We start from the raw sequence: 21,782 nt of genomic DNA on the forward strand, positions 1-21,782 counted from the left end.
GCGGCCGCTCACTTGGCCGGTTTACTGGCTACGGTTCCGATTACAACGCAACAACCGGATTTTTCCGGACTGATGCCCTTCGTGAAATACGTAGGCCGGGAACGAAAAACTCGGGAAGTCCACAGCGCCTGACTTGCGATCTTCCCTATGGTAAACATTGAACATGTGCGCACGTCTTTTCACCATCCTTTTGGGGTGGCTTGCGACCGTAGGGCCGGTTGTGGGCGGCGAAGTGCTGGTCAACCAGACCTTCCAGAGTGCTGCCCTGGGCACGGAAATGCGTTACAGCATCTATCTTCCTACAAACAGACCCGACGGCGAACGGTATCCGACGGTATATCTTCTGCATGGGTTCGGCGCCGGGCAGGAAGAATGGTTGCATGGGGGGCGACTTGAAGAAACGCTCGACCGTTTGATTGACAGCAACACAATTCCACCGGTCATTGCGGTCATGCCTGACGCAGGCAAGAGCTGGTATGTCGACAGTGCCCGCTATGGCGGGCCGGGCGACTATGAGACTGCCATAACGCGAGATCTGGTCGCGGAAATAGACGCTCGCTATCCGACCCTTTCCGAGGTGCGGCATAGGGGGATTGCCGGAATTTCCATGGGAGGTCATGGCGCACTTCGGCTTGCCTTTGCGCATTCGGATCTATTCTCATCCGTCGCTGCCCTGAGCCCCGGGATCTGGATGCCGGGCGGACTGTCGGAAACCTCGGGCCCGGCCAATGATCCGCCAGAAGAACTTGAAAAGTGGTTTCCCAGAACCACAGGCAAGACCTTCGATCTGAAGACATTCAACAGACAGTCACCGTTCGCATATCTCGACGAACTGGCATCCATGAAGGAGCCGCCATCGATCTTCCTTGCGGTGGGGGATGACGACTACTGGAAGCTGCACGACGGAACGGTCGACATGTACGTTGAGCTGCGCCGTGCCGGCTTTCGTCCGGAATTGCGGGTCGGCAATGGGGGGCATGACTGGAAATACTGGCGCAGCGTTACCGAAGAAGCCTTGAAATTTCTGGCGCAACGCCTCTCGAAGAGCTGACCGTCAAGCCAGTGGGTCTCGACCTGTGCAGAGGCTTGTTCCCGGGGCAAGAAGTAGCATCCGTGGAATGCACCAGCGTGTTGACGAACCATGACTTGGCATTTCCGGACGTAACGGAGCGAAGATCCGGGATCTTTGGCCCAAAAGCAGAAACTTTCGCAAAACGAAACAGGGTTCTGCGGCCCTCAGGTCCCGGCTCGCGCTTCGCCTGGCCGGGACGGCGCCAGGGAGAAAGCCTTTGTCAACGGTCTGAAGCATTCGGGGAACGCCCCCGTGCCTTGGAGCGAAATAGAAATGTGAAGGCGAAGACCTGCTTGTCAACGTTGTCGACACCTCGCTCGGCTTCGTGCGCCCCAAGACTTGAAAGTTTGCGTTGGATGCGTGACGAGGGCCCCGTTTGATGATGGTGTCATCTCGCATCCGCATGGCCATCCTGCTAATGGTCAGGAGATGAACAGGACAGCCGGTCTCCAGAAGTGGCATTACATGGTCGAGACGCCCGAGCGCGCTCCGGTTTTTCCGGACGGCTGCCGGGATGTGCTGATCATTCAGGAGACGGGCAAAAGGGCGAAGGTGGTACTGACGGACTTCGACCTTCGGCCCCGGACCGCGGAACTTTCCCCGGGGACCGAAATCACCGGATACCGGCTGCGCCCGGGTTCCCAAGTAGATCCCCGGGTTCTGAATGCCATCGAAAGCCGGACAGAGAGTGCCGAGGAAATCCTCGGTAACGAACTGGCAATGGCGAACGGATTGGAAGCGGCAATTGTTGCCTTGACGTTGCCCGGCGCCACCGTGCAGTCCGTTTCAACCGACTTGGGCGTGGCCGTTCGCACATTGCAACGGCGGTTTCGTGATCAAGGTTTGCCGCCACCCGAATACTGGCGCCTGTTGAGCCGGGCCCGGCAGGCGGCAGGCCTACTTGCCGGGCGTCTGTCCCTGGCTGAAATCGCCTTCCTCGCCGGTTTCAGCGATCAGGCTCACATGACACGGGAATTCTTGCGCTGGTTCGGTGGATCACCGGCGCAATTGCGCCGGTCCCCCGCGGTTCTCGATCTTTTGGCTCAGCCGGCACTCGGCAACTGGACCGGTGAACAGATCTCGACAAGATAACCGTTCGGATCGCTTACATAGGATGTGATCTGCCCCCAGGGCTCCTTGCGCGCCTCTTGCACGAGCTTTGCTCCGGCCTTGACCGCCCTTTCGAGGGCGCCACCGACATCGTTGGTTTCGAAGGCCAGCTCGAAGACGGGCGCTTTCGGATCGGCATTCCCCGGCGTCTTCCCAAGCTGCTTCATCAGTTCTCTGGAAGAAAAAGCAAGCTTGGTTTCGCCGGTCTTCAGCTCACCGTAATCGCCGGAGTCATGCAGAAAGAGGGTCTTCAATGCGAAGGCACGTTCGTAGAAGTCGAGCGTGCCTGCAACGTCTTCCACGTACAGAATTGTGTATCTGAAAATCACTTTGACCTCTCGTCGGGTTTTTGTTTATGCGTGCGCAGCCTATGGAGAGGAGGGGAGAGCTGTCTTGAAGGATCGCGACATGGATGCACTGTGCTTGGAAAATTTGCCCTTGCTTGCGGGATCGTCTTAGGCCGTCAGAATTCCGGCCAGGAGCGTCCGGGTCGCTGTTTCGTAGGCATCGCGGTCACCGCCGTTCGCAATCGCCAGGGCGGCCCTGTCGAAGGCAGAGGACAGAAGATCGGCAAGCGGCTCCAAAGGAACATCCGCCAAGGCTCCGTGACTGGCCGCGTGCCGCAAACCCTCCAGGAGCGTGGCTCCGCCCGTTTCCCGATCAATCTCCGTCATCTCCGCAGGGCCGAGAACCGTCGGGCCTTCCAGCAGCATGATCTTCGCCCGCCCGGCGACGGACATGGCCGAAAAATAGGCCTTTGCGCCAGACATAAAGGCGTCCAGAGGCGTCTGGCCGGTGTCCGTCCGGGCGTCGATCTCCTCCGCGATGGCCTCCGCTTCCTGCTGGACAAGTGCGCGCATCAGGTCCGCCTTGTCCGCAAAGTGGTGGTAGAGCGCACCGCGCGTTACCTCCGCCGCCTTGACGATCTCGGGCGTGCCGGTCTCTGCGTAACCTTTTTCTACGATAAGCGCGCGGGCGGCGTTCAGAAGCGCCTTGCGCGTTTCCGCCCGCCGTTCGGCCTGCGTCCTGCGCGCGCTTCGGGGCGATGATTTTCCATCTTGCATACATGCAGCCTGTATGTTAATTGAAATTTACATACATACTGTATGTGTTTTTGTCGAGTGGGAAAAGCCTGTTTGAGGCACATCGGGAGAAGTCTGATGAAATGCACGCAATATTATCCGGTTCTCATGACGTCCAAGGTCGAGGAGACGGTTCGCTTCTATCGCGAAAATTTCAGGTTCAAGACCATGTTCGAAGCCGACTGGTATGTGCATCTCCAGTCCGAGGACGACGACAAGATCAACCTCGCCGTTCTGGACCAGAATCACGAGACGATTCCGGAAGAGGGCCGTGGGGCAGGAGCCGGAGGACTGCTGCTCAACTTCGAGGTTGAGGATGTCGACAGTGTCTACGAAGCCGCCCGGCGGAATGGTTTGCCGGTCCTTCTGGCCTTGAGAGACGAACCCTTCGGGCAGCGTCATTTCATCACCAAGGATCCGAACGGCGTTCTGATCGACGTCATCAAACCCATTCCGCCGAGCCCGGAATTCCTGAAGCAATATGCTCCCGGGGCGGTGCCGGCCTGAACCTGAAAACGAAAGGTGCCATCCGCGGACAGGAAAATGGCGTGAGCGGTTCTTCGCTCACGCCATATGCATTCGCACTGGTGCGGCTCGGATCAGGAAGAAAGCGGCGGACAGGAGCTTCCCTGTTCGGCACGCGACTTCAGGCCCTGAAGGCTCAGCATGGTATTGGGGTTGCCCGGCAGGACAAAGCTTTGCTCCAGTGCCGTGCGCACGTTGTTGATGACCGCTAGGTCCTGAACCGCCAGGGTCTGGCACGGCGTGCCGGTGAAGCGGACCCGAATACGGATGACGCGCTGGCCATTGTCGGACGGGCCGAATTCGGAATCGAGTGCGGGATTTGCGCCGTCCATCGGCCGCTCCAGAACGACCATGTAGGGCTGGTCCTGCAGAACGACCGTGCCCCGTTGCTGGGCACTGGTGACCAGGGCGGACCGGACGGCTTCCGGCGAGGCGGCAATGTTGACGCTCTGCGCGCCCGCAGGCACCTCAAGGCGCGGCTGGTCGGGCGCGGACGATCTGTTGGAGGAACCGGACTGACACGCGGCAAGGGCAAGGGTGCAAAGGCTGATCAGAAAGATATGTCGCATCGGCAGTCTCAAGGTTTAGCGGTTCATTCGTGGCGCCGGTCTAAAGTAGCTATCGGTCCGGCACAAGGAAACTGCATGTGTGCACCGGCCATTCCGGCAAATAATATTTCACAACTCTCCTAACGAAGCCTTTTGGCCAGCGAAAGGCAAGTGCCTTCATCGGCGGGTGGTGTTTCCGCGCCATTAAGTGCTCAGAACCGGTCGCCGGTTTTGAAGCCGCCTCCGCCGAAACTGCCGCCTCTGCTGAAGCCGCCGCCACCGAAACTGTCATTGCCTCCGGGTCGGCCATTTCCCCCTGCAAAGCCGCCGGAGGAACCGCCGTAGCCGCCGAAACCGCCCATGGACTTCGGCAGACCCGATCCGTTCGGGAAAGCGACCTTCCGACCGCGCGGCTTACGCCGCTTGTGAGCACGTTCCGCGCGGGACCAGTATTCAGCGCCGGTGATCGCGCCCTTGACCAGTTCTCCCAGGAGAACCGTCGTCAGCCTGTCGTCGGAGAAGGTCGACTCCCAGCTGCCGTAGCCCTTGGAGCGAAACCGTTTGATCACATCGGAAAGCTCTGCTCTCCTCCGGCCGAAATCACGCTGCAGTTCCCTGTCCTGCCGGCTTTCCCGCGCGACCTGCTCGATGCGTTCCTTCAGGTCCTCGATGCGCTGCACGATCTTTTCGTCTTCCGGCGAGGGGGTGTCCATCGCCGCCCGCCAGAGCTCGTTCAGGTCGTCGGACTGCAGGGAGACGGAAAGGTGGTCCTCCGCTTTCTTGAAGTCGCTGTCCTCGCCGCTGGAAAAATCTGCCAGCGCGGATGACAGGGTTTCGATCTGCCGGTCCAGCTCGTCGAGCCTGGTGTCGATGCCGTCGATTTCCTCGCTCATGGCCTCGATCGAACCGACAAGGTCGGTACCGGCGGCATCCGTCATGGCGTTGCGGCTGAATTCGGCGAGTTTTTCCTGCTCCTGCCTCGCGGTTTCCGCGCAGCGCTCCGCATGTTTGGTCATGCGCTCGGGAATGCCCGTCAACATGGCGTAATTCGCCCGGGCGTCGTGGTAACGGATCAGGCCGGCTACCCAGGCGTCGAGCGAACGTACCAGGCCGCGATGATGATAGTCCGGTGTGCCGAAGCCGCGCTGCCAGAGATAGACGAACAGCGGATCGTCGTCATAGGCCTTGCCCTTTTCATCGCGGTCCCGCCGGGACGTCTCGGCCTTGACGCTGGCGGCTTCCGCCGTTGCCTGAGCCGCTTCCGCCGCCTTGAGCTGGTCCTGGTAGGCGCTGTCTTTTTCGAGCCGGCTGTCAACCGCCTCCATCAGCTCGTCCATCTGGTTTTCAGCCGCGTCGCGGGCACTGTCCAGTTCGGCGCGTTTCTTTTGCAGCTGGCCGCGTTCAGCTTCGCATTGACGGAGCTGCTCGGTCAGGACCTTGTAGTCAGACGTGCGCTTGTCCAGAAGTCGGCGCGCCTCGCGGGCGGCACTGTCGAGGCGGGTGTTGAGCGCTCCGGCGGCATCGGTGTCGAGGCGAAAACGGGCGAGATCGCGGTAGGCTTCGCTCTGCCTTTCCTGAAGATCGGCGAGCGCGCGCGTCGAGCGTTCGATCCGCTTTGTCAGTTCGGCTTCCTCGCGCCGCAGATCAGAGAGCGACTGCTCGATCGATCCGAGGGTCTCGCGTCCGGTCAGCATGTGTATTCCTCCGGGGCGAGCGGTGTTGCCCTCTCAATTACCATCTCGTGATCGCTCCGTCCTGAACGCCGCTGCGCCATTTGATGTTCAGTTCGCCGCGCCGTTTTTCGCCAAGCGTGCCCTTTTGAACTATGCCATCCTCCATCTTGTCCCGCCGGACGGCGTTGTAGATGTTTTCCGACACGCGCTGCCCCCATTTGTCGACCGTTGTGGTCTTGCTGTCCTCCTCGGACAGGATCTCCCGTTTCAGAATATTTCCGTCGGGATCCACAGCCTCCACGACAATGTAGTAGTTTTCCGTGTCCGGGTTGGCGTCGGGAATGCGGCTGATGCCGGTGGGTACGCCTTCGCGTGCCACGATGCGGACTTCGAAGACTTCCTGCAATCTCCCAGCCAGTTGGCGAAGCTCCGCTTCCGCCTTGAACGCGGCTTCGTTCTTGCCGTCGGAGAGCGCCAGGCGGCCGTCAGCGGCGATCGTGCCGGCCTGAGCTTCAACATCGGCGTTGTCGGTCAGACTGTCGATGCGCTCCACCAGTTCAGTGTAAGTGGCGGGCAAGGCGTTCAGGCGCGCCAGAAGGTCGGCCTCGGCCTGCTGCGCCGGCAGTTTCACGAGGAAGTACCAGGCAGCAACGGCAATCAGAAGCACGGCGATTGCTGCGGCCAGCCATTTCGACCAGGTGTCGCGGGAAATATAGACCACCGCCAGCGTGCGCTGAAAGCCGGCGGCAGGGGGCGTATAGACGAAGCGGTCGCGCTTCAGGTCCTCGACGCCTGCCGTCAGGATCTCCTCGGAAACCTCGATCCCCTGGGCGGCATAGACCTGCCGGAGCCGCTCGACCATGGCGGCATCCCGTTCATCGGTCTTCAGTTCTTTCGCGATCTGACCTTCTTCATGGCGGAGCGTATCCACCACGTCCATCGCCATCATCAGATCGTCGAGGGGAGCGTCGGATGTCTTGCCAGCCATGAATACCTGTCTTCTCAAACCGGGCGGGCCGGAGGTTCCCCGACCCGTTTATTTCAGGAGAATTAGAGCGCGTTGCCTTGCGCGGTCAATTTGGCAAGCCGCCGTTTGCCGTCCTCCACCGCATTGCGGATCTCCTCGGAGTTTTTCGTCGACATTTCACGCATTTCGTCAATGATTTCACGGGACTGCATCTGGAAATTGACGACGGAGTCAACCAGCTTCTTGACCGATGCGGCGGCGACCGTCGGGCCGTAGCCCGCCTTCAGCGCTTCCTTCTGGACCGCGTCGCCGATCTCCGCCAGGGTTTCGAGGCTCTTGTTGATGCCTTCCTTCATGGCGTTCAGCGTCTCGGTCGATTCATGCAGGCCCTGCAGGCCGGTGAAGGACGCGTTGAGAGCGGTCAGAACGGATTCGTTGGTGGAAAAGAAGCTGACCGACTGGGCGTAGACCCGCTCCTTGGCATTCGTTGTCTGCACCAGCCGGGCCATGATCACTTCCGACGTGTTGTAGCCGACGGTCAGGTTGTCGGAGAGGTCCTTGGCGATCTGGTAGCGCTTTTCCTCGTCCTGCATCTCGCGCAGGCGTTCGTCCCGGGCCAGTTCCAGACGGGCCTTCTGGGCCGGATCGTCACCGGCATAGGCTTCCACTTCAGCGGAGGCGCCTTCAAGCGCGGCCTTCGAAGCACTCAGCTTTTCGGTCGCCACGTTGAGCAGTTCCAAAGCGGTGACTTCGGCCTGCTTCAGCGCGCCGCGGAAATCGCGATAGGCTTCCAGGATGGTCTGTTCACGCTCGATCTGATCCTTGGTGGCACGGGCGACGTCCTTGTAGGTGTCACGAATGTTGGTGAACCGGTCTGAAATGGTCCCGCGGCGCATGTCGCGCCACTTGTTGGAAAGGTTCTCTGTGAAGGAGATCTTGCCGTCGGCCAGTTGGTCGACAAGTGTCTTGGCATCGTCGCGGATGGAATTGAAGGCGTTGGTAATTTCCTCGTAGCGTTCACCGATGTCCATCTGCTGCACCTGGGAACGGACCACTTCGTTGAAGTTGGAGGCCTGGGCGAGGGTGCGCGTGATGACCAGCACCTTGTCCGGGGACAGGTCGGAAATCTGTTCGAGCAGCGCGTTGATCGGCGCATCCGTCTCCGACTCGGGCGTAATGCCGATATCACGGAGCGTGGAAAGGGCCCGGTCGAGATACTGAAGCGGGGAAAAACCGCCCGCGGGCGCCGTTGCGTTTTCCGGTGTTTCTGGTGCTGCCGCGTCTGTCATAGCCGACCTCCTGGTATTGTATCGGGCGGGATCCGTCGGGCGATCCTCTGCCATATTGCCAATGCAAAATTTCTTTAGCGCTCAGTAAGGGCTTGGTAACCCCGAGTTGTCAACGGCTTAGCCGTTTCCTCACTGTGAAGAACACAAGCGCCGCCATTGCTTCCTTCCCATCTCATTATGCTGATTTTGCGACAGTGTCATATCGAAAGGAAGATCGCCGTCGGCCATCGGGAACCATTTCACGGCTCGTTGGCGGGAGGCCTGAACGCAGCCGGGCTGCAAACCTGAGGAACTTGCCGTAAGGTGATGTGTGCGAAGGAAAGGTTGCCTTTTGGCTTCATGCCTTTCTGCGAGCGATTTCAATAGCCTTTTCAATGGAAAGACCAATGACCGCCTCCAATCGATTTCCCGGGCAGCAGTCCGGCTTGCTTTACCTCAGCGAAGGCGGCACGGAGACCGAAATTCTCTACAGGCACGGCCATGATTTGCGGGAGTTCGCGATGTTCGAACTGCTCGACAGGCCGGCAGCCGTCAGCGACCTGCGCGACATGTACCGGCGCTATCTGGATACCGCGGCCGAGTTCGGCTTCGGAGCCCTGATGGCCGGCCTCGATTACAGGGCCAGTCCGGACTGGGGTACCAAGCTCGGTTATTCGCTGGCTGCGCTTGCCGAGTTCCAGCATCGCTGCATCGGCTTTCTTCGCGATGTTGCAAAACCCTACGAAGGCCAACTGCCCGCGATCAGGATCTGCGGGTGCAGCGGACCGCGGGGCGATGCCTATGCGCTCAATCGGGAAATCACCGCAGAGGCTGCCGAAGAATACCATTCCGTCCAGCTTCAGACCCTGAAGGACTGCGGCGTCGATCTGGTGTGGGCGGCCACATTCAACAATGTGCCGGAGGCCGTCGGCATCAGCCGCGCGGCTCACCGGATCGGACTGCCGGTAACGGTCTCCTTCACGCTCGACAGTTCCAGCCGGTTGAAATCCGGCCCCAGCCTCAAACAGGCCATCGAGGCAACGGATGCGGAGGCCGGAGAGGCAAAACCGGACTTTTATGGCATCAATTGCTCTCACCCGGTTGAATTCGAACCGGCGCTGGAACCAGGCAACTGGATCAGCAGGGTACGGTCCCTGCGCCCCAACGCGGCCAAGATGGAGAAGGTCGCCCTGTGCAAGCTGGGCCATATCGAGGAAGGCGATCCGGTCGAACTGGGGCAATTGATGGGAGATCTTGCGCGCCGCTATCCGCACATCGACATGTGGGGAGGTTGCTGCGGCTCGTGGGACCGGCATCTCAGGGAAATTGCACGGTTTGTCAAAGCTCAGAAGACGGGTGATCCGGAGACTGCCGAATAAATCCGGCGGCCGGCAAAGGGCAGCTCCATTTGACGGTGGCCATTTCTTCGTATCGCTTGCCGAAGTGCCTTCGCCGGACCTGGAAACGCACGGGTGATCTTCCACGCCCAGTGCGCAATCAGATCGGAAACCTGCCGGTGCCGCCTCTTGCCCGGTGTATTGGCTTTCGATACCGGTGAAATACCGGCGCAATGAGGTGTGCCCGGGACGCGGTCAAGCTGCAGCGGCAGGTTTGGGCCTTCCGCTGAAACCACGCAACCTCCGTTTTGGTACTGCAACAAGAATGTTCCAGCGGGAAAGGTTCAATTCAGGAATGGGGCTTTTGGGCCGATCGTAATATGTGCTGCGAGCGTGACATTCGTCGGTCGGATTGACTGGCGGAAAAAGACGGTCAGTCTTGGTCAGAACACACTCTTTTTCGTAAGGCGGGTTTCATGAAGCCATTCAAGTCCATTGTCTTGTTGTTTCTACTGGTTTCGTTCGTATCATTCCATCTGCCCGTGGAAAGCGGATTTGCCCAAGAAACAGATTTGAATCCGGTTTCCTCGCAACCAACCGTACTGGACCTGTTCAAGCGTGCATCGAATGCCCTGGAACAGGGAATGGTCTCGACCAGAACCCTTGATCTGCTCCGGAAACAGCTTGTTGAAGTGCGCGAAAGTAACGCGCTCCTCATTGAGGACGGGAGCATTGACGCGCAAACACTGGCTGCACAACTCAGAGCCCTCGGCCCGCCACCATCGGACGGACAGGAGGAGCCTGCCGAAGTTGCCGAACGGCGCAAGGAACTGACCAACGCGCTCGCCGAGGCCAACGCCCCGATCAGGGAAGCCCGGGAAATCGTAAACCTGGCCAATGTGCTCATCCGCGAAATCGACCGGCAGATCCGGGCGAAAAAACTCGACAGCCTGCTGTCCCGGAACCCGTCACCACTGTTTCCTTCTACCTGGAGCCAGGGAGGGGAAGAGATCGAACAATTTTGGCAGCGGCTCAACCGGGACCTGCAAGGTGAACTGGCGCGGCCAAGCGTCTCAAAGGAATTGGACAAAACCGTTCCCCTTTCGCTTGGACTGATTTTTTTCGGGATACTTTTTCTGCTCTTTTTGCGTCATCCCATTCACAGGATTCTGCTCAATCGCAGCTTGAAGCAGGAACCGGGTGTGCGGGCAGTGGTTCTGGCCGTGGTCTACAATCTCAGTTTTCTGGTCCTGCCAACAATCGGTGCCATCGCGTTGCTGCTTGTGATCCCCCTATTGGATATTTATCCGAACGCTATCCGGATTGCTCTCACAGCCGCTCCGGTCGTTGCATTTGTCATGGTGGTTGCCAATTGGCTCGGGCACACGTTGTTTGCACCGGAACAGACAAGATGGCGGCTGCTGGACCTGGAAGAGAGGGAGGCCAAACTAGGCCTGCGCCTTTGCCAGGGGCTTGGCGTCTTCATGATGCTTGAAATCATTCTGGAAACGCTGCGGCTGGACAATGCTTTCGGCGAAGCCGCGGTTTCCGTCATGTCTGTGCCGCTGATCGCCATGGCAGCTGTCATGCAATGGGCTCTGGCAGGGATCCTGCGGAACAAGGGCGTTGGAGCAACACCCACTCCCGGCGATCGCGTCGAGGTGGAAGAGGATGGCGAAACGGAGGAAGCATCAGTCAAACCACAGGACTCCGGGTTCCTGTTTTTTCTCTCGCTGCTGATGAAAGCCTCAGCCGTTTTGGCGTTGACCGTGACGCTGGCCGGCTATGTCGCACTGGCACGTGCCGCGACAATCCCGATGATCATGACGGTGGCGCAACTCGGCCTCGGTTTCATGCTCTATCATCTGGTGCAGACACTTGTGAAAGCAGCAACGAACCGGGACGATGCCGCCCCTGCGCCAATCCTTGTGACCATCGCACTGGTTCTCGCACTTGCCGCCATCTTTGCGCCGCTCATCGCCCTGACCTGGGGGGCCAGGGCGACGGATATCGTGGATGCCTGGGGTCTGCTGATCAACGGTGTGCAGTTCGGCGACATCCGTCTTTCTCTCGATTCCCTGATTGTTCTGGTCGTTGTCTTTTCACTTGGCGTTTTCATCACCAGGTGGCTCAAAAACGTGCTTCGGCGTTCCGTTCTGCCTCAAACGCGCATGGATGTCGGTGCGCAGACTGCCGTTGTCACCGGAACCGGTTATGTCGGCCTGACCCTGGCTGCGCTGATCGCGGTGTCGACAGCCGGGCTCAACCTTTCCAGCCTTGCGGTCGTGGCGGGCGCACTGTCAGTCGGCATCGGTTTCGGATTGCAGACCATCGTTTCGAATTTCGTCTCCGGGATCATTCTTCTGATAGAGCGGCCGATCAAGGAAGGCGACTGGATCGAAGTCTCGGGCCAGTCAGGTTACGTACGCAAGATCTCCGTCCGATCCACCCGTATCGAAACCTTCGACCGGCATGATGTCATCATACCGAACTCGGATCTGATCTCGGGGACTGTCAAGAACATGACGCTTTCCAGCAGGTCGGGCCGCCTGATCCTGCCGGTCGGTGTGGCTTACGGAAGCGATCTGGAGAAAGTCAGGACAATCCTGGTGGATGCCGCCCGTGCGCATAGCGGAGTTACCCGTTATCCCGTGCCGGTCGTCCTGTTCATGGGGCTGGGTGACAGTTCACTCAATTTCGAACTCAGATGCTTTCTGAAGAATGTCGAGAACGTCCTCTCCATCAAATCCGATCTCTACCTGACCGTTTACAACGAGTTGGGCAAGGCGGGCATCGAGATACCGTTTCCCCAGCGCGATGTTCATTTCAAGGACATCGACAGGCTTGTGGCCGCACTGGAGAAAAGGTCATAGGCAGCCGGTGCGGCGACAAAGGAGCAAAAGCTGTCTGGCGCCCGAGGCCCGATCTTGCGTACCCTAGACCAGCGTCGCCGCAATCCTTGCCGCCAGCCGCGCGTTGTTGCGCACGAGCGCGATGTTCGTTTCGAGGCTGCGGCCGTTCGTCAGGTCGAGAATTGCGCCGAGCACGAAGGGGGTGACTTCCTTGCCCTTGATGTTCTGCGCTTCGGCCATCCGGATCGCTTCGTCGATGTAACCGGTCATTTCAGCGCGCGGGATTTCATCGGCTTCCGGAACGGGATTGGCAACCAGCAAGCCGCCGTGATCGGTAAAGCGCTCGCGCATTTTCAGAAGCGCCCCGATTTCTTCCGCGGAGTTCAGGGAGTAGGGAGCCTCCAAACCGCTGGAACGGGACCAGAAGGCCGGCAGTTCCTTCGTGCCATAGGCAATGACGGGCACGCCCCGGGTTTCCAGGACTTCCAGCGTTTTCGGGATGTCCAGAAGAGCCTTGGCACCGGCGGAAACGACACAGACCGGCGTGCGGCCGAGCTCGTCGAGGTCGGCGGAAATGTCGAAGCTCAGCTCGGCGCCCTTGTGTACGCCACCGATGCCGCCGGTGGCGAAGACCTTGAGGCCCGCCGCATGGGCCGCCATCATGGTTGCGGCCACGGTGGTCGCGCCATAGCGGCCGGTCGCCAGTGCGAAGGTCAGGTCGGCGCGCGAGCACTTCATGACGTCTTCTGCCTGTGCCAGCCGGTCGAGATCGGCATCCGACAGGCCGACCATGATCTTGCCGTCCATCAGGGCGATGGTCGCCGGAACGGCGCCTTCGGCACGAATGTCCGCTTCCACCTGACGCGCAGTTTCGACGTTGCGCGGAAACGGCATGCCGTGAGTGATGATGGTCGATTCCAGCGCCACGACAGGCTTGCCGGCGTCAAGGGCGTCCCGGACTTCGTCATTGTAGACGATCAGGTCCTGAAGAGAGGCGGTGGAGGCAGGTTTGGTCATGGAGAGGGCCTTTCTGGTGAGGCTGGCATGATATCGCGGTCTTATAGGAGCAGGAAGCAGCCCCGCCAAGCTTGAATTTTGTCCGAATGGTCAAGAACCTTCGAGAGTAGCCCACGAAAGGGTTTCGGCGAGAGCGCCGGTGGCCCGCAAGGTCAGTGCCGCCGCCGACAGGCCGATAGGCACTGCCTGCGGCAGGCTGTATCCCCTGGCAATTGCCGCCAGGGTTCCGGCGGTCAGCGCATCACCTGCACCGGTCACATCGATGATCTCGGTTGTGGGGGTCGGGAAGGCGGAAAGGGTGCTGTCATGCCAGACCAGGACATCCTCCGCGCCGCCGGTCAGGACAAATCCGGCAAGGCCGGCCGATGCCAGGGCCTGCGCAAGATCCTGCATGGCCGATTGTTGCGGCAGTCCGGCGATTGCGGCGGCTTCTCCCCGGTTCAGGAACAGGCAATCGAGCAGGCCGAGCAATGGCCTCAGGCGCGGAGCCTTGGCATCCGAAACCGCATTGGCCACAAGGAGGCCAGGGCCCTTCCGGCCGGCAATTCGGGTCAGCAGGGGCTCTGGCAGGTTGGCGTCCAGAAACCAGATGGTGTCTGCGGTGGCGTGCATAGCAAGCTCGGACAGAAGATCGTCAAGGATTTCCGAAGGTGCCTCGGAGAGGATGCGGTCGTCGACACAGGCGGCGGCAAGCGTTCCGTCCGGGTCGTGCAGGGCGAGATACTGGCCGGTGGCAAAGCCCTGGCGGCGGATGAGGGAGAGCCGGACCCCTTCCGGTTCAAGCTGCCGGAGAAGCTGTTCCGCCGCGCCGTCGTCGCCCAGCAGGCCCGTCAACCGGGTGTCGACGCCGAGCCGCACGAGCGCGCGGGCAATATTGGTGGCGACACCGCCGGGCTTTGACGTGAAGCGCGCAGGGGTCGAGGTCTCCGGACGGATGGTTTCCGTCGCATGGGCAAGCGTATCGAGATGGATCGCACCGATCGCGATCACCGGATTTGGCGAAGAAGGTAACACAGCAGCACGCGTTCTGATGAGGGCCGGCCATGGACCGGCGCAAAGGCGATGAAAGGAGCGGGCTACCAGATCGGACAGGGCCCGGCAACTCCTTCCCGCGACCGGTCCTGATTCTGTCCGATTGGCGCCATTCGCATTTCCCGAGCCCAAACTGACGTAGCGTCATTTTAGCGTTTTTCAATGAGAACATACTGGAAACAAATAATGATTTCCTATTTAATACCAATCGGTTTTACTGACTTGTCAGGTGAGAACAAAAAGTGTACAAAGGCTCTCATTGAAACGGCGCGTCCATCATGGAATAAGGAGCGTGAGCATGTCGCAAAGTACACTTCGTCTCGTAGAAAGCAGCCAGATGGATAAGACAAAAGCGCTTGATGCAGCGCTTAGCCAGATTGAACGGGCCTTCGGCAAGGGCTCCATCATGAAGATGGGCCAGGGGCAGGCCGTTGAGGTTCAGACGGTCTCGACCGGATCGCTGGGGCTGGACATAGCGCTCGGTATCGGCGGACTGCCGCGCGGCCGCATCGTGGAGATCTACGGACCGGAGTCATCGGGCAAGACCACGCTCGCGCTTCACACGGTTGCAGAAGCCCAGAAGAACAGCGGCATCTGTGCCTTTATCGATGCGGAACACGCGCTTGACCCCATTTACGCCCGCAAGCTGGGCGTCGATATCGACAACCTGCTGATTTCCCAGCCGGACGCAGGCGAGCAGGCACTGGAAATTGCCGATACGCTTGTCCGCTCCGGCGCGATCGATGTTCTGGTCATTGATTCCGTTGCCGCCCTGACGCCGAAGGCGGAACTGGAAGGCGAGATGGGCGACAGCCTTCCGGGCATGCAGGCTCGCCTGATGAGCCAGGCACTGCGCAAACTGACGGCCTCGATTTCCAAGTCGAAGTGCATGGTGATCTTCATCAACCAGATCCGCATGAAGATCGGCGTGATGTTCGGGTCTCCGGAAACCACGACTGGCGGCAACGCATTGAAATTCTATGCCTCCGTCCGCCTCGACATCCGTCGCATCGGTTCGATCAAGGACAAGGACGAGGTGGTCGGCAACCAGACTCGCGTGAAAGTGGTCAAGAACAAGCTTGCGCCGCCTTTCCGCCAGGTCGAGTTTGACATTGTTTACGGCGAAGGCGTTTCCAAGACGGGCGAGCTGATCGACCTCGGCGTGAAAGGCGATATCGTCGAGAAATCCGGTGCCTGGTTTTCCTACAACAGCCAGCGGCTCGGCCAGGGCCGCGAGAACGCAAAGCAGTTCCTGAAGGAGAACCCGGAAATCGCCGAGGAGATCGAACTCGCCATCCGGCAGAATGCCGGTCTGATCGCCGAAGCGATTATCGATCCGGCCGGAGGTTCCGAGGAGGACGGCGAGTAAGCGCTTCCCGGCTCATAGCCTGACTTTCCGGACACGCAACACGCAGGGTCCGGCCTTCCAGGGGCCTTCTTCCGATCATCCGGAAGAAGGCCTTCTTCGTTTCGGACCCCCGCCTGCATGCGCTGACTTGAGGTTTCCTGAAGGTTTCCGTTGGGGCGGGTGCGTGCAACCGCTGGACAGGGTTGGAGGTCAAAGTTAAAAGGCTGTTCCGGCGTGGCGCCAGATTGGCAAGGACACGTCCGACAAGTTTCAACAGGTCCGGTTGTCCGGACCCTGATCGATGCGAGATCTGAATGACCGGCGTAAATGAAATCCGCTCCGCCTTTCTGGACTACTTCAAGAAAAACGATCACGCGGTGGTCGAGTCCGGACCGCTGGTACCGCGCAACGATCCGACGCTGATGTTCGCCAATGCGGGCATGAACCAGTTCAAGAACGTCTTCACGGGCCTGGAGAAACGTGATTATTCGCGCGCCGCCACGTCGCAGAAATGCGTGCGCGCCGGCGGCAAGCACAACGACCTCGACAATGTCGGCTACACCGCCCGCCATCACACCTTCTTTGAAATGCTCGGCAACTTCTCCTTTGGCGACTATTTCAAGGACCGGGCGATCGAGCTTGCCTGGAACCTGGTGACGAAGGAATTCGGCCTGCCGAAGGACAAGCTCCTGGTGACGGTGTTCTCCGAAGATGATCAGGCCTTCGACCTCTGGAAGAAGATTGCCGGTCTCAGCGAAGACAGGATCATCCGTATTCCGACCTCGGACAACTTCTGGTCCATGGGTGACACCGGTCCGTGCGGTCCCTGTTCGGAGATCTTCTACGATCACGGCGACCACATCTGGGGCGGCCCTCCGGGAACGGCCGAAGAAGACGGCGACCGGTTCATCGAGATCTGGAACCTCGTCTTCATGCAATACGAGCAGACGCCTGAGGCCCGTCTCGATCTGCCGCGTCCGTCGATCGATACCGGCATGGGCATCGAGCGGATCGCCGCGGTCATGCAGGGCGTTCACAACAACTATGATATCGATCTCTTCAAGGCGCTGATCTCGGCGTCTGAAAACCTGACGGGTGTCGAAGCGGAGGGCGCTGCTGCCGGCAGCCACCGGGTGATCGCCGATCATCTGCGCTCCACCAGCTTCCTGATCGCCGACGGCGTGCTGCCCTCCAACGAAGGGCGCGGCTACGTCCTGCGCCGGATCATGCGGCGTGGCATGCGCCATGCGCATCTGCTGGGGGCTTCCGAACCGCTGATGCACAAGCTGGTGCCCGCGCTGGTGCGCGAGATGGGCCGGGCCTATCCGGAACTGGTTCGGGCGGAGGCTCTGATTTCCGAGACGCTGAAACTGGAGGAAACCCGGTTCCGCAAGACGCTGGAACGTGGTCTGGGCCTGCTCGACACCGCGACTGCCGATATCTCCTCAGGCGGCCAACTGGACGGCGAGACCGCCTTCAAGCTTTACGATACCTACGGCTTCCCGCTCGACCTGACCCAGGATGCCCTCCGGGCCCGAGACATCAGCGTCGATACCGACGGCTTCGATGCGGCCATGGAGCGCCAGAAGGCCGAAGCCCGGGCCGCTTGGTCCGGTTCGGGCGGCGCTGCCACCGAAGCCGTCTGGTTCGCGCTCAAGGAAAAGCACGGCGCGACCGACTTCCTTGGCTACGAGACGGAAACGGCCGAAGGCGTCGTTGCGGCGCTGGCTTCCGACGACAAGGAAGTGAGCAAACTCTCTGCTGGCGACAGCGGTTTCGTGATCCTGAACCAGACACCTTTCTATGGCGAGAGCGGCGGTCAGGTTGGTGATACCGGCGAAATGCTTGCAAATGGCGTGAAGGTGAAGGTCACCAGCACCCAGAAGAAGGCGGATGGCCTGTTCGTTCACAGCGTCACCGTGGAAGAGGGCGAACTGGCTCCGGGCCTGGCTCTGGAGCTGAAGGTGGACCATGCCCGCCGGACCGCGGTCCGCTCCAACCACTCGGCAACTCACCTGGTGCACGAAGCCTTGCGCGAAGTGCTCGGCTCGCACGTGGTGCAGAAGGGCTCGCTGGTCACGCCGGAACGCCTGCGCTTCGACTTCTCGCATCCCAAGCCGATGAGCGACGAGGAACTTGCTGTCGTTGAAACCTTTGCCAACGAGATCGTGCTGCAGAATGCGCCGGTCGAGACACACCTGATGGCTGTCGACGATGCCATCGAGGCCGGTGCCATGGCGCTGTTCGGCGAGAAATACGGCGAAGAAGTACGCGTGGTTTCCATGGGAACGGCCCTGCACGGCGACAAGGAAGGCAAGCCCTATTCCCTGGAGCTTTGCGGCGGCACGCACGTGCGGCGCACCGGTGATATCGGGCTGGTGACACTCGTCTCCGAAGGAGCTGTCGCGGCAGGCGTGCGCCGCATCGAGGCGCTGACGGGCGCCGAAGCTCGCTCCTATCTGGATGCCCAGGACAAGCGCATGCGTGAAATCGCCGGTCTTCTCAAAATCGGGGCAGACGACGTGCCGGCCCGTGTTGCACAGCTCATCGAAGAGCGCCGGCGGCTGGAAAAGGAATTGGCCGACGCCAAGAAGAAACTTGCCATGGGCGGCGGAGGCGAGGGCGGGACTCCTGTCAGGGAGGCCGGCAGCTTCAAGCTGATGGCGCGCACGGTCGAAGGTATCAATCCGAAGGACCTGAAGGGCATGGCCGACGAAGCCAAGGTCCAGCTCGGCTCCGGTGTGGTCGTTCTGATCAGCGTTGCCGACGACGGCAAGGCGGCGATCGTAACGGCCGTGACCAAGGACCTGACCGAGAAGGTCAGCGCGGTTGACCTGGTCCGCATCGGGTCCGAGGCCCTGGGCGGACGGGGCGGCGGCGGCCGTCCGGACATGGCACAGGCGGGCGGCCCGGACGGGTCGAAAGCCGACGTGGCGATTTCCGCCATCGAGGCGCATCTGGCCGGCCTTTGAGTTTTTCGGGAAGCTGACAGTGAAAAAGCGTGCCTGTTGGGCACGCTTTTTTCAATTCAGGGCCTCGGTCCGCGTCAATGCAGCAGAGCGGTGGCGGTCATTGCCAGGGCGGCAAGGATCGTGGAGACGACCAGCATTTTCAGCACGACATGATGAGGCGTCGTTTCGCCGGCACGGGCCTTGGTGGCATCAACAGTCATTATTTCCTCCATTCCTTTCGGTTGCCCACATCCTGGAAATGGGAACTGAGCCGAGTTTGCCTAATCACTTCTCGGTCACCGATTTGCGCGGATCCGGAGAGACCGGACGGCACAAGGCTTTGTTTCCGTTCACAGGTCCGTTATTCATGGGGAAGGAGGCGAGGCCTCTTCGCGGGAAACCAGCAGGTATTCCCACGACCTTGGGCGTTCAACAACGGAGTGCGCCGTGCACAGCCAGGAATTCAAGCGAGCGCTGTACGAAGTCCTTGAGGACACGGGCAAGCGCCGGGTTGCCAGCCGCATTGTCCGGCACGGCCTGGTCTTTCTGATCATCGCCAACATCTTGCTGGCGGTGCTGGAAACGGTACCCAACATAAGCATGTTCTTGGGCGACCACTTCGTGTTCGTGCAACTCTTCTGCGGTTTCGTGTTCCTCGTTGAATACCTGTGCAGGCTCTATGTCGCGGACCTGCATCCGCCGCTGCGCCGATACGGTCCGATCATGTCTCGTCTGCGTTACGCGGCGCAGCCGGACGCGGTGGTTGATCTGGTTGGGGCGTTGCCGCTTCTTTTTGTGCTCTTCCTGCCCAATCAGGCCGTTACCGTCGTCGTGATCTTGCGTCTCATGCGGTTCCTCAAGCTGGCCCGGTACTCCCCAGCCTTGCGTTCGCTGATTTCCGCGGTTGCGGCGGAGAGAAAAGCGCTCCTGGGATCGAGCATGATCATCTTCGGCGTCATCCTGCTGGCCGCAACGCTGATGTATCTGGTCGAACGTCACGACCAGCCGGAGAAATTCCGGTCGATTCCGCACGGTATCTACTGGGCGATAACCACCGTTACGACGGTCGGCTACGGCGATGTCGTGCCTGTCAGCAACCTGGGCAAGATGATCAGCGGCGTGGTGATGCTGATGGGATACGGCCTGATTGCGCTGCCCGTCGGCATCATCGCGTCCGCCTTTGCGCGGGAGATCCACAGCCGCGATTTCGTGATCACCTGGTCGATGGTGGCCCGGGTGCCACTGTTCGAGGACCTCAAGGCAACAGAAATAGCCGAAGTGTCAAAACTTCTGCAGTCGCAGCATGTGCGCAAGGGGGGAACCATCGCGGAGCGGGGTGATGTTGCCGACCGGATGTTTTTCATTGCCGACGGCGAGGTCGAAATCCGTCTGGATCATGAAACGGTCTATCTGGGAGAAGGGGCCTTTTTCGGGGAACTGGCGCTGATCAACCAGACCCGCCGGACCGCCAAAATCGTTGCCTACAGCGAATGCCAGCTTCTTGTCCTGGAGGCCGACGCCCTGCGGCAGCTCATGGACAGGGATGCGGACCTTGCCAAGAAGATTATGGCCGAGGCGCGCGAACGTGCGCTGACGGGCAAGAAGGTCGTCGGCGAACTGGCTGAGGAGGAACTGCTTCAGGCAGGGGTCTTTGCTTCCGCCGCCGACATTCGGGAAGAGCCTGAACTCTTTGCCGAAGAGGACGCGCCGCGGGAGGAGGAGCATGCGAAGAAGTCTTCCGAACCCGAAGATGCGAAAGACCCGGCTCAATAGGGGGTGAGGCCCGGGGGCAGCTGCGCGTAAAGCGGATCTCCCTGCCAGAAGACATCCGTCGGGCCAACGGCAAAATCGATCAGGTTCCACCGGTCAAACTGCTGGCGCAGCAAGGCAAAGGTCACCAGCCCGTCCATATAGTCAGCGCCATCGGCATAGGTGGTGCGCGAAATATCAATCTTGCCTCCACCCGGACGCTGCGGGCTGAGCTGGACAAAGGCCCAGCCGTTGCCTGACCGCATCCAGTTGACGACAAACTCGACCGGAGGACCCACTCTTGCCTCCAGCATGGGGCGGACTGCGTTCAAAATGTCCGTGCGTTCCGCCGTTCCCCGGGCCGGTTCGTGGACGGATTGGGCGAGGACACCGGCTTGAAGGGCCAATACGAATAAAAGGCTCAAAAAAATCTTCTTAGTGATTTGAAATATATTCGAAAACCGGTTCTTTTGAGAAAGTGATTCAACCATGTTCAACCCTGGAAATGTTGTTGCCGGCGACTGACCGGCCGACACCGGGGGGAAGGCTAGCATGAAAACCATCGGATTGCTCGGCGGCATGAGCTGGGAAAGCACCGCTGTCTATTACCAGACCCTCAACCGCATGGCGCGCGAACGTCTCGGTGGTCTGCATTCGGCCAAATGCGTCATCTGGTCTTTTGACTTCGCCGAGATCGAGGCGGCTCAAGCCGCCGGAGATTGGGGCAGGGCAACGGACATGATGATCGCTGCCGCGCGCAATCTGGAGCGGGGCGGTGCGGAGTGCCTGGTGATCTGCACCAACACCATGCACAAGATGGCCTCCGAGCTGCAGGCGGCCGTCGGCATTCCGTTGGTTCATATTGCCGATGCGACAGCCCCGGCGATCAAGGCGGCGGGCAGCAGGGCGCCGCTTCTGCTGGCAACGCGCTACACCATGGAGCAGGACTTCTACAAGGGGCATCTGGAGAAGGAACACGGGATCACGGTCCGTGTGCCGGAAGCCGATGACCGGGAGGAAGTGCACCGGATCATCTACGAGGAACTCTGCCGGGGAGAAGTCTGGGCGGATTCCAAGCAGACCTGTCTGGAGATCGTGGAAAAGGAAGCCAGCAAGGGAGCGGACGGCGTCATCTTCGGCTGTACGGAAATCGGCCTCCTGGTGAAGGCGGAGGATTTCAAGGTGCCCGCGTTCGATACGACGGTGCTGCACGCGCAGGCGGCACTTGAATTCGCGTTGGAGGCCTGATTT

19 protein-coding genes are annotated in these 21,782 nt (G+C 60.2%); 9 read left to right on the forward strand and 10 right to left on the reverse strand.

The annotated features are described in order from the left end of the window. Positions 1-163 precede the first annotated feature (163 nt). Entirely contained in the window at positions 164-1,051 is an 888-nt protein-coding gene (locus ACQY7U_RS19670) for an alpha/beta hydrolase (protein ID WP_428648158.1), read from the forward strand. A gap of 450 nt (positions 1,052-1,501) precedes the next feature. Then, complete coding sequence (locus tag ACQY7U_RS19675; protein WP_428648161.1) at positions 1,502-2,164, forward strand: helix-turn-helix domain-containing protein; 663 nt, start codon at positions 1,502-1,504, stop codon at positions 2,162-2,164. Here ACQY7U_RS19675 and ACQY7U_RS19680 read toward each other — a convergent pair. Both ACQY7U_RS19680 and ACQY7U_RS19685 read right to left on the reverse strand, forming a co-directional pair. Next, the gene (locus tag ACQY7U_RS19680) at positions 2,116-2,511 is read right to left on the reverse strand and encodes a VOC family protein (protein WP_428648164.1); all 396 of its coding nucleotides are present in this window, start codon (positions 2,509-2,511) and stop codon (positions 2,116-2,118) included. The two genes, ACQY7U_RS19675 and ACQY7U_RS19680, sit on opposite strands and share 49 nt — an antisense overlap. A gap of 126 nt (positions 2,512-2,637) precedes the next feature. Then, entirely contained in the window at positions 2,638-3,246 is a 609-nt protein-coding gene (locus ACQY7U_RS19685) for a TetR/AcrR family transcriptional regulator (protein ID WP_428648167.1), read from the reverse strand. Between the two features lie 96 nt (positions 3,247-3,342). Between ACQY7U_RS19685 and ACQY7U_RS19690 the strand changes: the two genes are divergently transcribed. Beyond that, complete coding sequence (locus ACQY7U_RS19690; protein WP_428648170.1) at positions 3,343-3,771, forward strand: VOC family protein; 429 nt, start codon at positions 3,343-3,345, stop codon at positions 3,769-3,771. A 92-nt stretch (positions 3,772-3,863) separates the two neighbouring features. Here ACQY7U_RS19690 and ACQY7U_RS19695 read toward each other — a convergent pair whose 3' ends face one another. The 4 genes from ACQY7U_RS19695 to ACQY7U_RS19710 all read right to left on the reverse strand — a co-directional run bounded on the left by ACQY7U_RS19695 (position 3,864) and on the right by ACQY7U_RS19710 (position 8,266). Beyond that, positions 3,864-4,358 (reverse strand): hypothetical protein, encoded by a 495-nt coding sequence (locus ACQY7U_RS19695; protein WP_428648173.1) that lies wholly within the window; start codon positions 4,356-4,358, stop codon positions 3,864-3,866. A gap of 191 nt (positions 4,359-4,549) precedes the next feature. Next, on the reverse strand, positions 4,550-6,031 hold the full coding sequence (locus tag ACQY7U_RS19700; protein ID WP_428648176.1) for a hypothetical protein: 1,482 nt from the start codon (positions 6,029-6,031) through the stop codon (positions 4,550-4,552). Positions 6,032-6,068: 37 nt separating this feature from the next. Then, a complete protein-coding gene (locus tag ACQY7U_RS19705) occupies positions 6,069-6,998 on the reverse strand; it encodes a DUF6384 family protein (protein ID WP_428648179.1) in 930 nt (309 codons plus the stop codon). A 62-nt stretch (positions 6,999-7,060) separates the two neighbouring features. After that, complete coding sequence (locus ACQY7U_RS19710; RefSeq protein ID WP_428648182.1) at positions 7,061-8,266, reverse strand: cell surface protein; 1,206 nt, start codon at positions 8,264-8,266, stop codon at positions 7,061-7,063. A gap of 386 nt (positions 8,267-8,652) precedes the next feature. On the opposite strand from ACQY7U_RS19710, the gene ACQY7U_RS19715 reads away from it, so the two are divergent. Next, positions 8,653-9,624: a homocysteine S-methyltransferase family protein gene (locus ACQY7U_RS19715; protein WP_428648185.1), complete on the forward strand. Its 972-nt coding sequence runs from the start codon at positions 8,653-8,655 to the stop codon at positions 9,622-9,624. Between the two features lie 602 nt (positions 9,625-10,226). Further along, positions 10,227-12,455: a DUF3772 domain-containing protein gene (locus ACQY7U_RS19720; protein ID WP_428648188.1), complete on the forward strand. Its 2,229-nt coding sequence runs from the start codon at positions 10,227-10,229 to the stop codon at positions 12,453-12,455. A gap of 63 nt (positions 12,456-12,518) precedes the next feature. Here ACQY7U_RS19720 and ACQY7U_RS19725 read toward each other — a convergent pair whose 3' ends face one another. Further along, complete coding sequence (locus ACQY7U_RS19725) at positions 12,519-13,451, reverse strand: pseudouridine-5'-phosphate glycosidase (RefSeq protein ID WP_428648191.1); 933 nt, start codon at positions 13,449-13,451, stop codon at positions 12,519-12,521. Between the two features lie 90 nt (positions 13,452-13,541). Next, complete coding sequence (locus ACQY7U_RS19730; RefSeq protein WP_428648194.1) at positions 13,542-14,465, reverse strand: PfkB family carbohydrate kinase; 924 nt, start codon at positions 14,463-14,465, stop codon at positions 13,542-13,544. A gap of 316 nt (positions 14,466-14,781) precedes the next feature. Here ACQY7U_RS19730 and recA point away from each other — a divergent pair, with 316 nt between their 5' ends. After that, positions 14,782-15,852 carry a recombinase RecA gene (gene recA / locus ACQY7U_RS19735; RefSeq protein WP_428648197.1) on the forward strand — a complete coding sequence of 357 codons (1,071 nt, stop codon included), beginning with the start codon at positions 14,782-14,784 and terminating at the stop codon, positions 15,850-15,852. 293 nt (positions 15,853-16,145) lie between these two features. Further along, on the forward strand, positions 16,146-18,803 hold the full coding sequence (alaS, locus tag ACQY7U_RS19740) for an alanine--tRNA ligase (protein WP_428648200.1): 2,658 nt from the start codon (positions 16,146-16,148) through the stop codon (positions 18,801-18,803). 74 nt (positions 18,804-18,877) lie between these two features. Here the strand turns inward: alaS and ACQY7U_RS19745 are convergent, their stop codons facing one another. After that, a complete protein-coding gene (locus ACQY7U_RS19745) occupies positions 18,878-19,003 on the reverse strand; it encodes a hypothetical protein (RefSeq protein WP_428648203.1) in 126 nt (41 codons plus the stop codon). A gap of 226 nt (positions 19,004-19,229) precedes the next feature. Here ACQY7U_RS19745 and ACQY7U_RS19750 point away from each other — a divergent pair, with 226 nt between their 5' ends. After that, complete coding sequence (locus tag ACQY7U_RS19750) at positions 19,230-20,555, forward strand: cyclic nucleotide-gated ion channel (RefSeq protein ID WP_428648206.1); 1,326 nt, start codon at positions 19,230-19,232, stop codon at positions 20,553-20,555. On the opposite strand, the gene ACQY7U_RS19755 is transcribed toward ACQY7U_RS19750, so the two are convergent. Continuing rightward, positions 20,549-20,956, reverse strand: a complete 408-nt coding sequence (locus ACQY7U_RS19755) for a hypothetical protein (RefSeq protein ID WP_428648209.1) — start codon at positions 20,954-20,956, stop codon at positions 20,549-20,551. The two genes, ACQY7U_RS19750 and ACQY7U_RS19755, sit on opposite strands and share 7 nt — an antisense overlap. A gap of 127 nt (positions 20,957-21,083) precedes the next feature. On the opposite strand from ACQY7U_RS19755, the gene ACQY7U_RS19760 reads away from it, so the two are divergent. Beyond that, positions 21,084-21,779 (forward strand): aspartate/glutamate racemase family protein, encoded by a 696-nt coding sequence (locus ACQY7U_RS19760; protein ID WP_428648213.1) that lies wholly within the window; start codon positions 21,084-21,086, stop codon positions 21,777-21,779. Positions 21,780-21,782 lie beyond the last annotated feature (3 nt).

Origin of the sequence: Roseibium sp., assembly GCF_050301095.1 — a bacterium.
In the GTDB taxonomy this organism is placed as follows: domain Bacteria; phylum Pseudomonadota; class Alphaproteobacteria; order Rhizobiales; family Stappiaceae; genus Roseibium.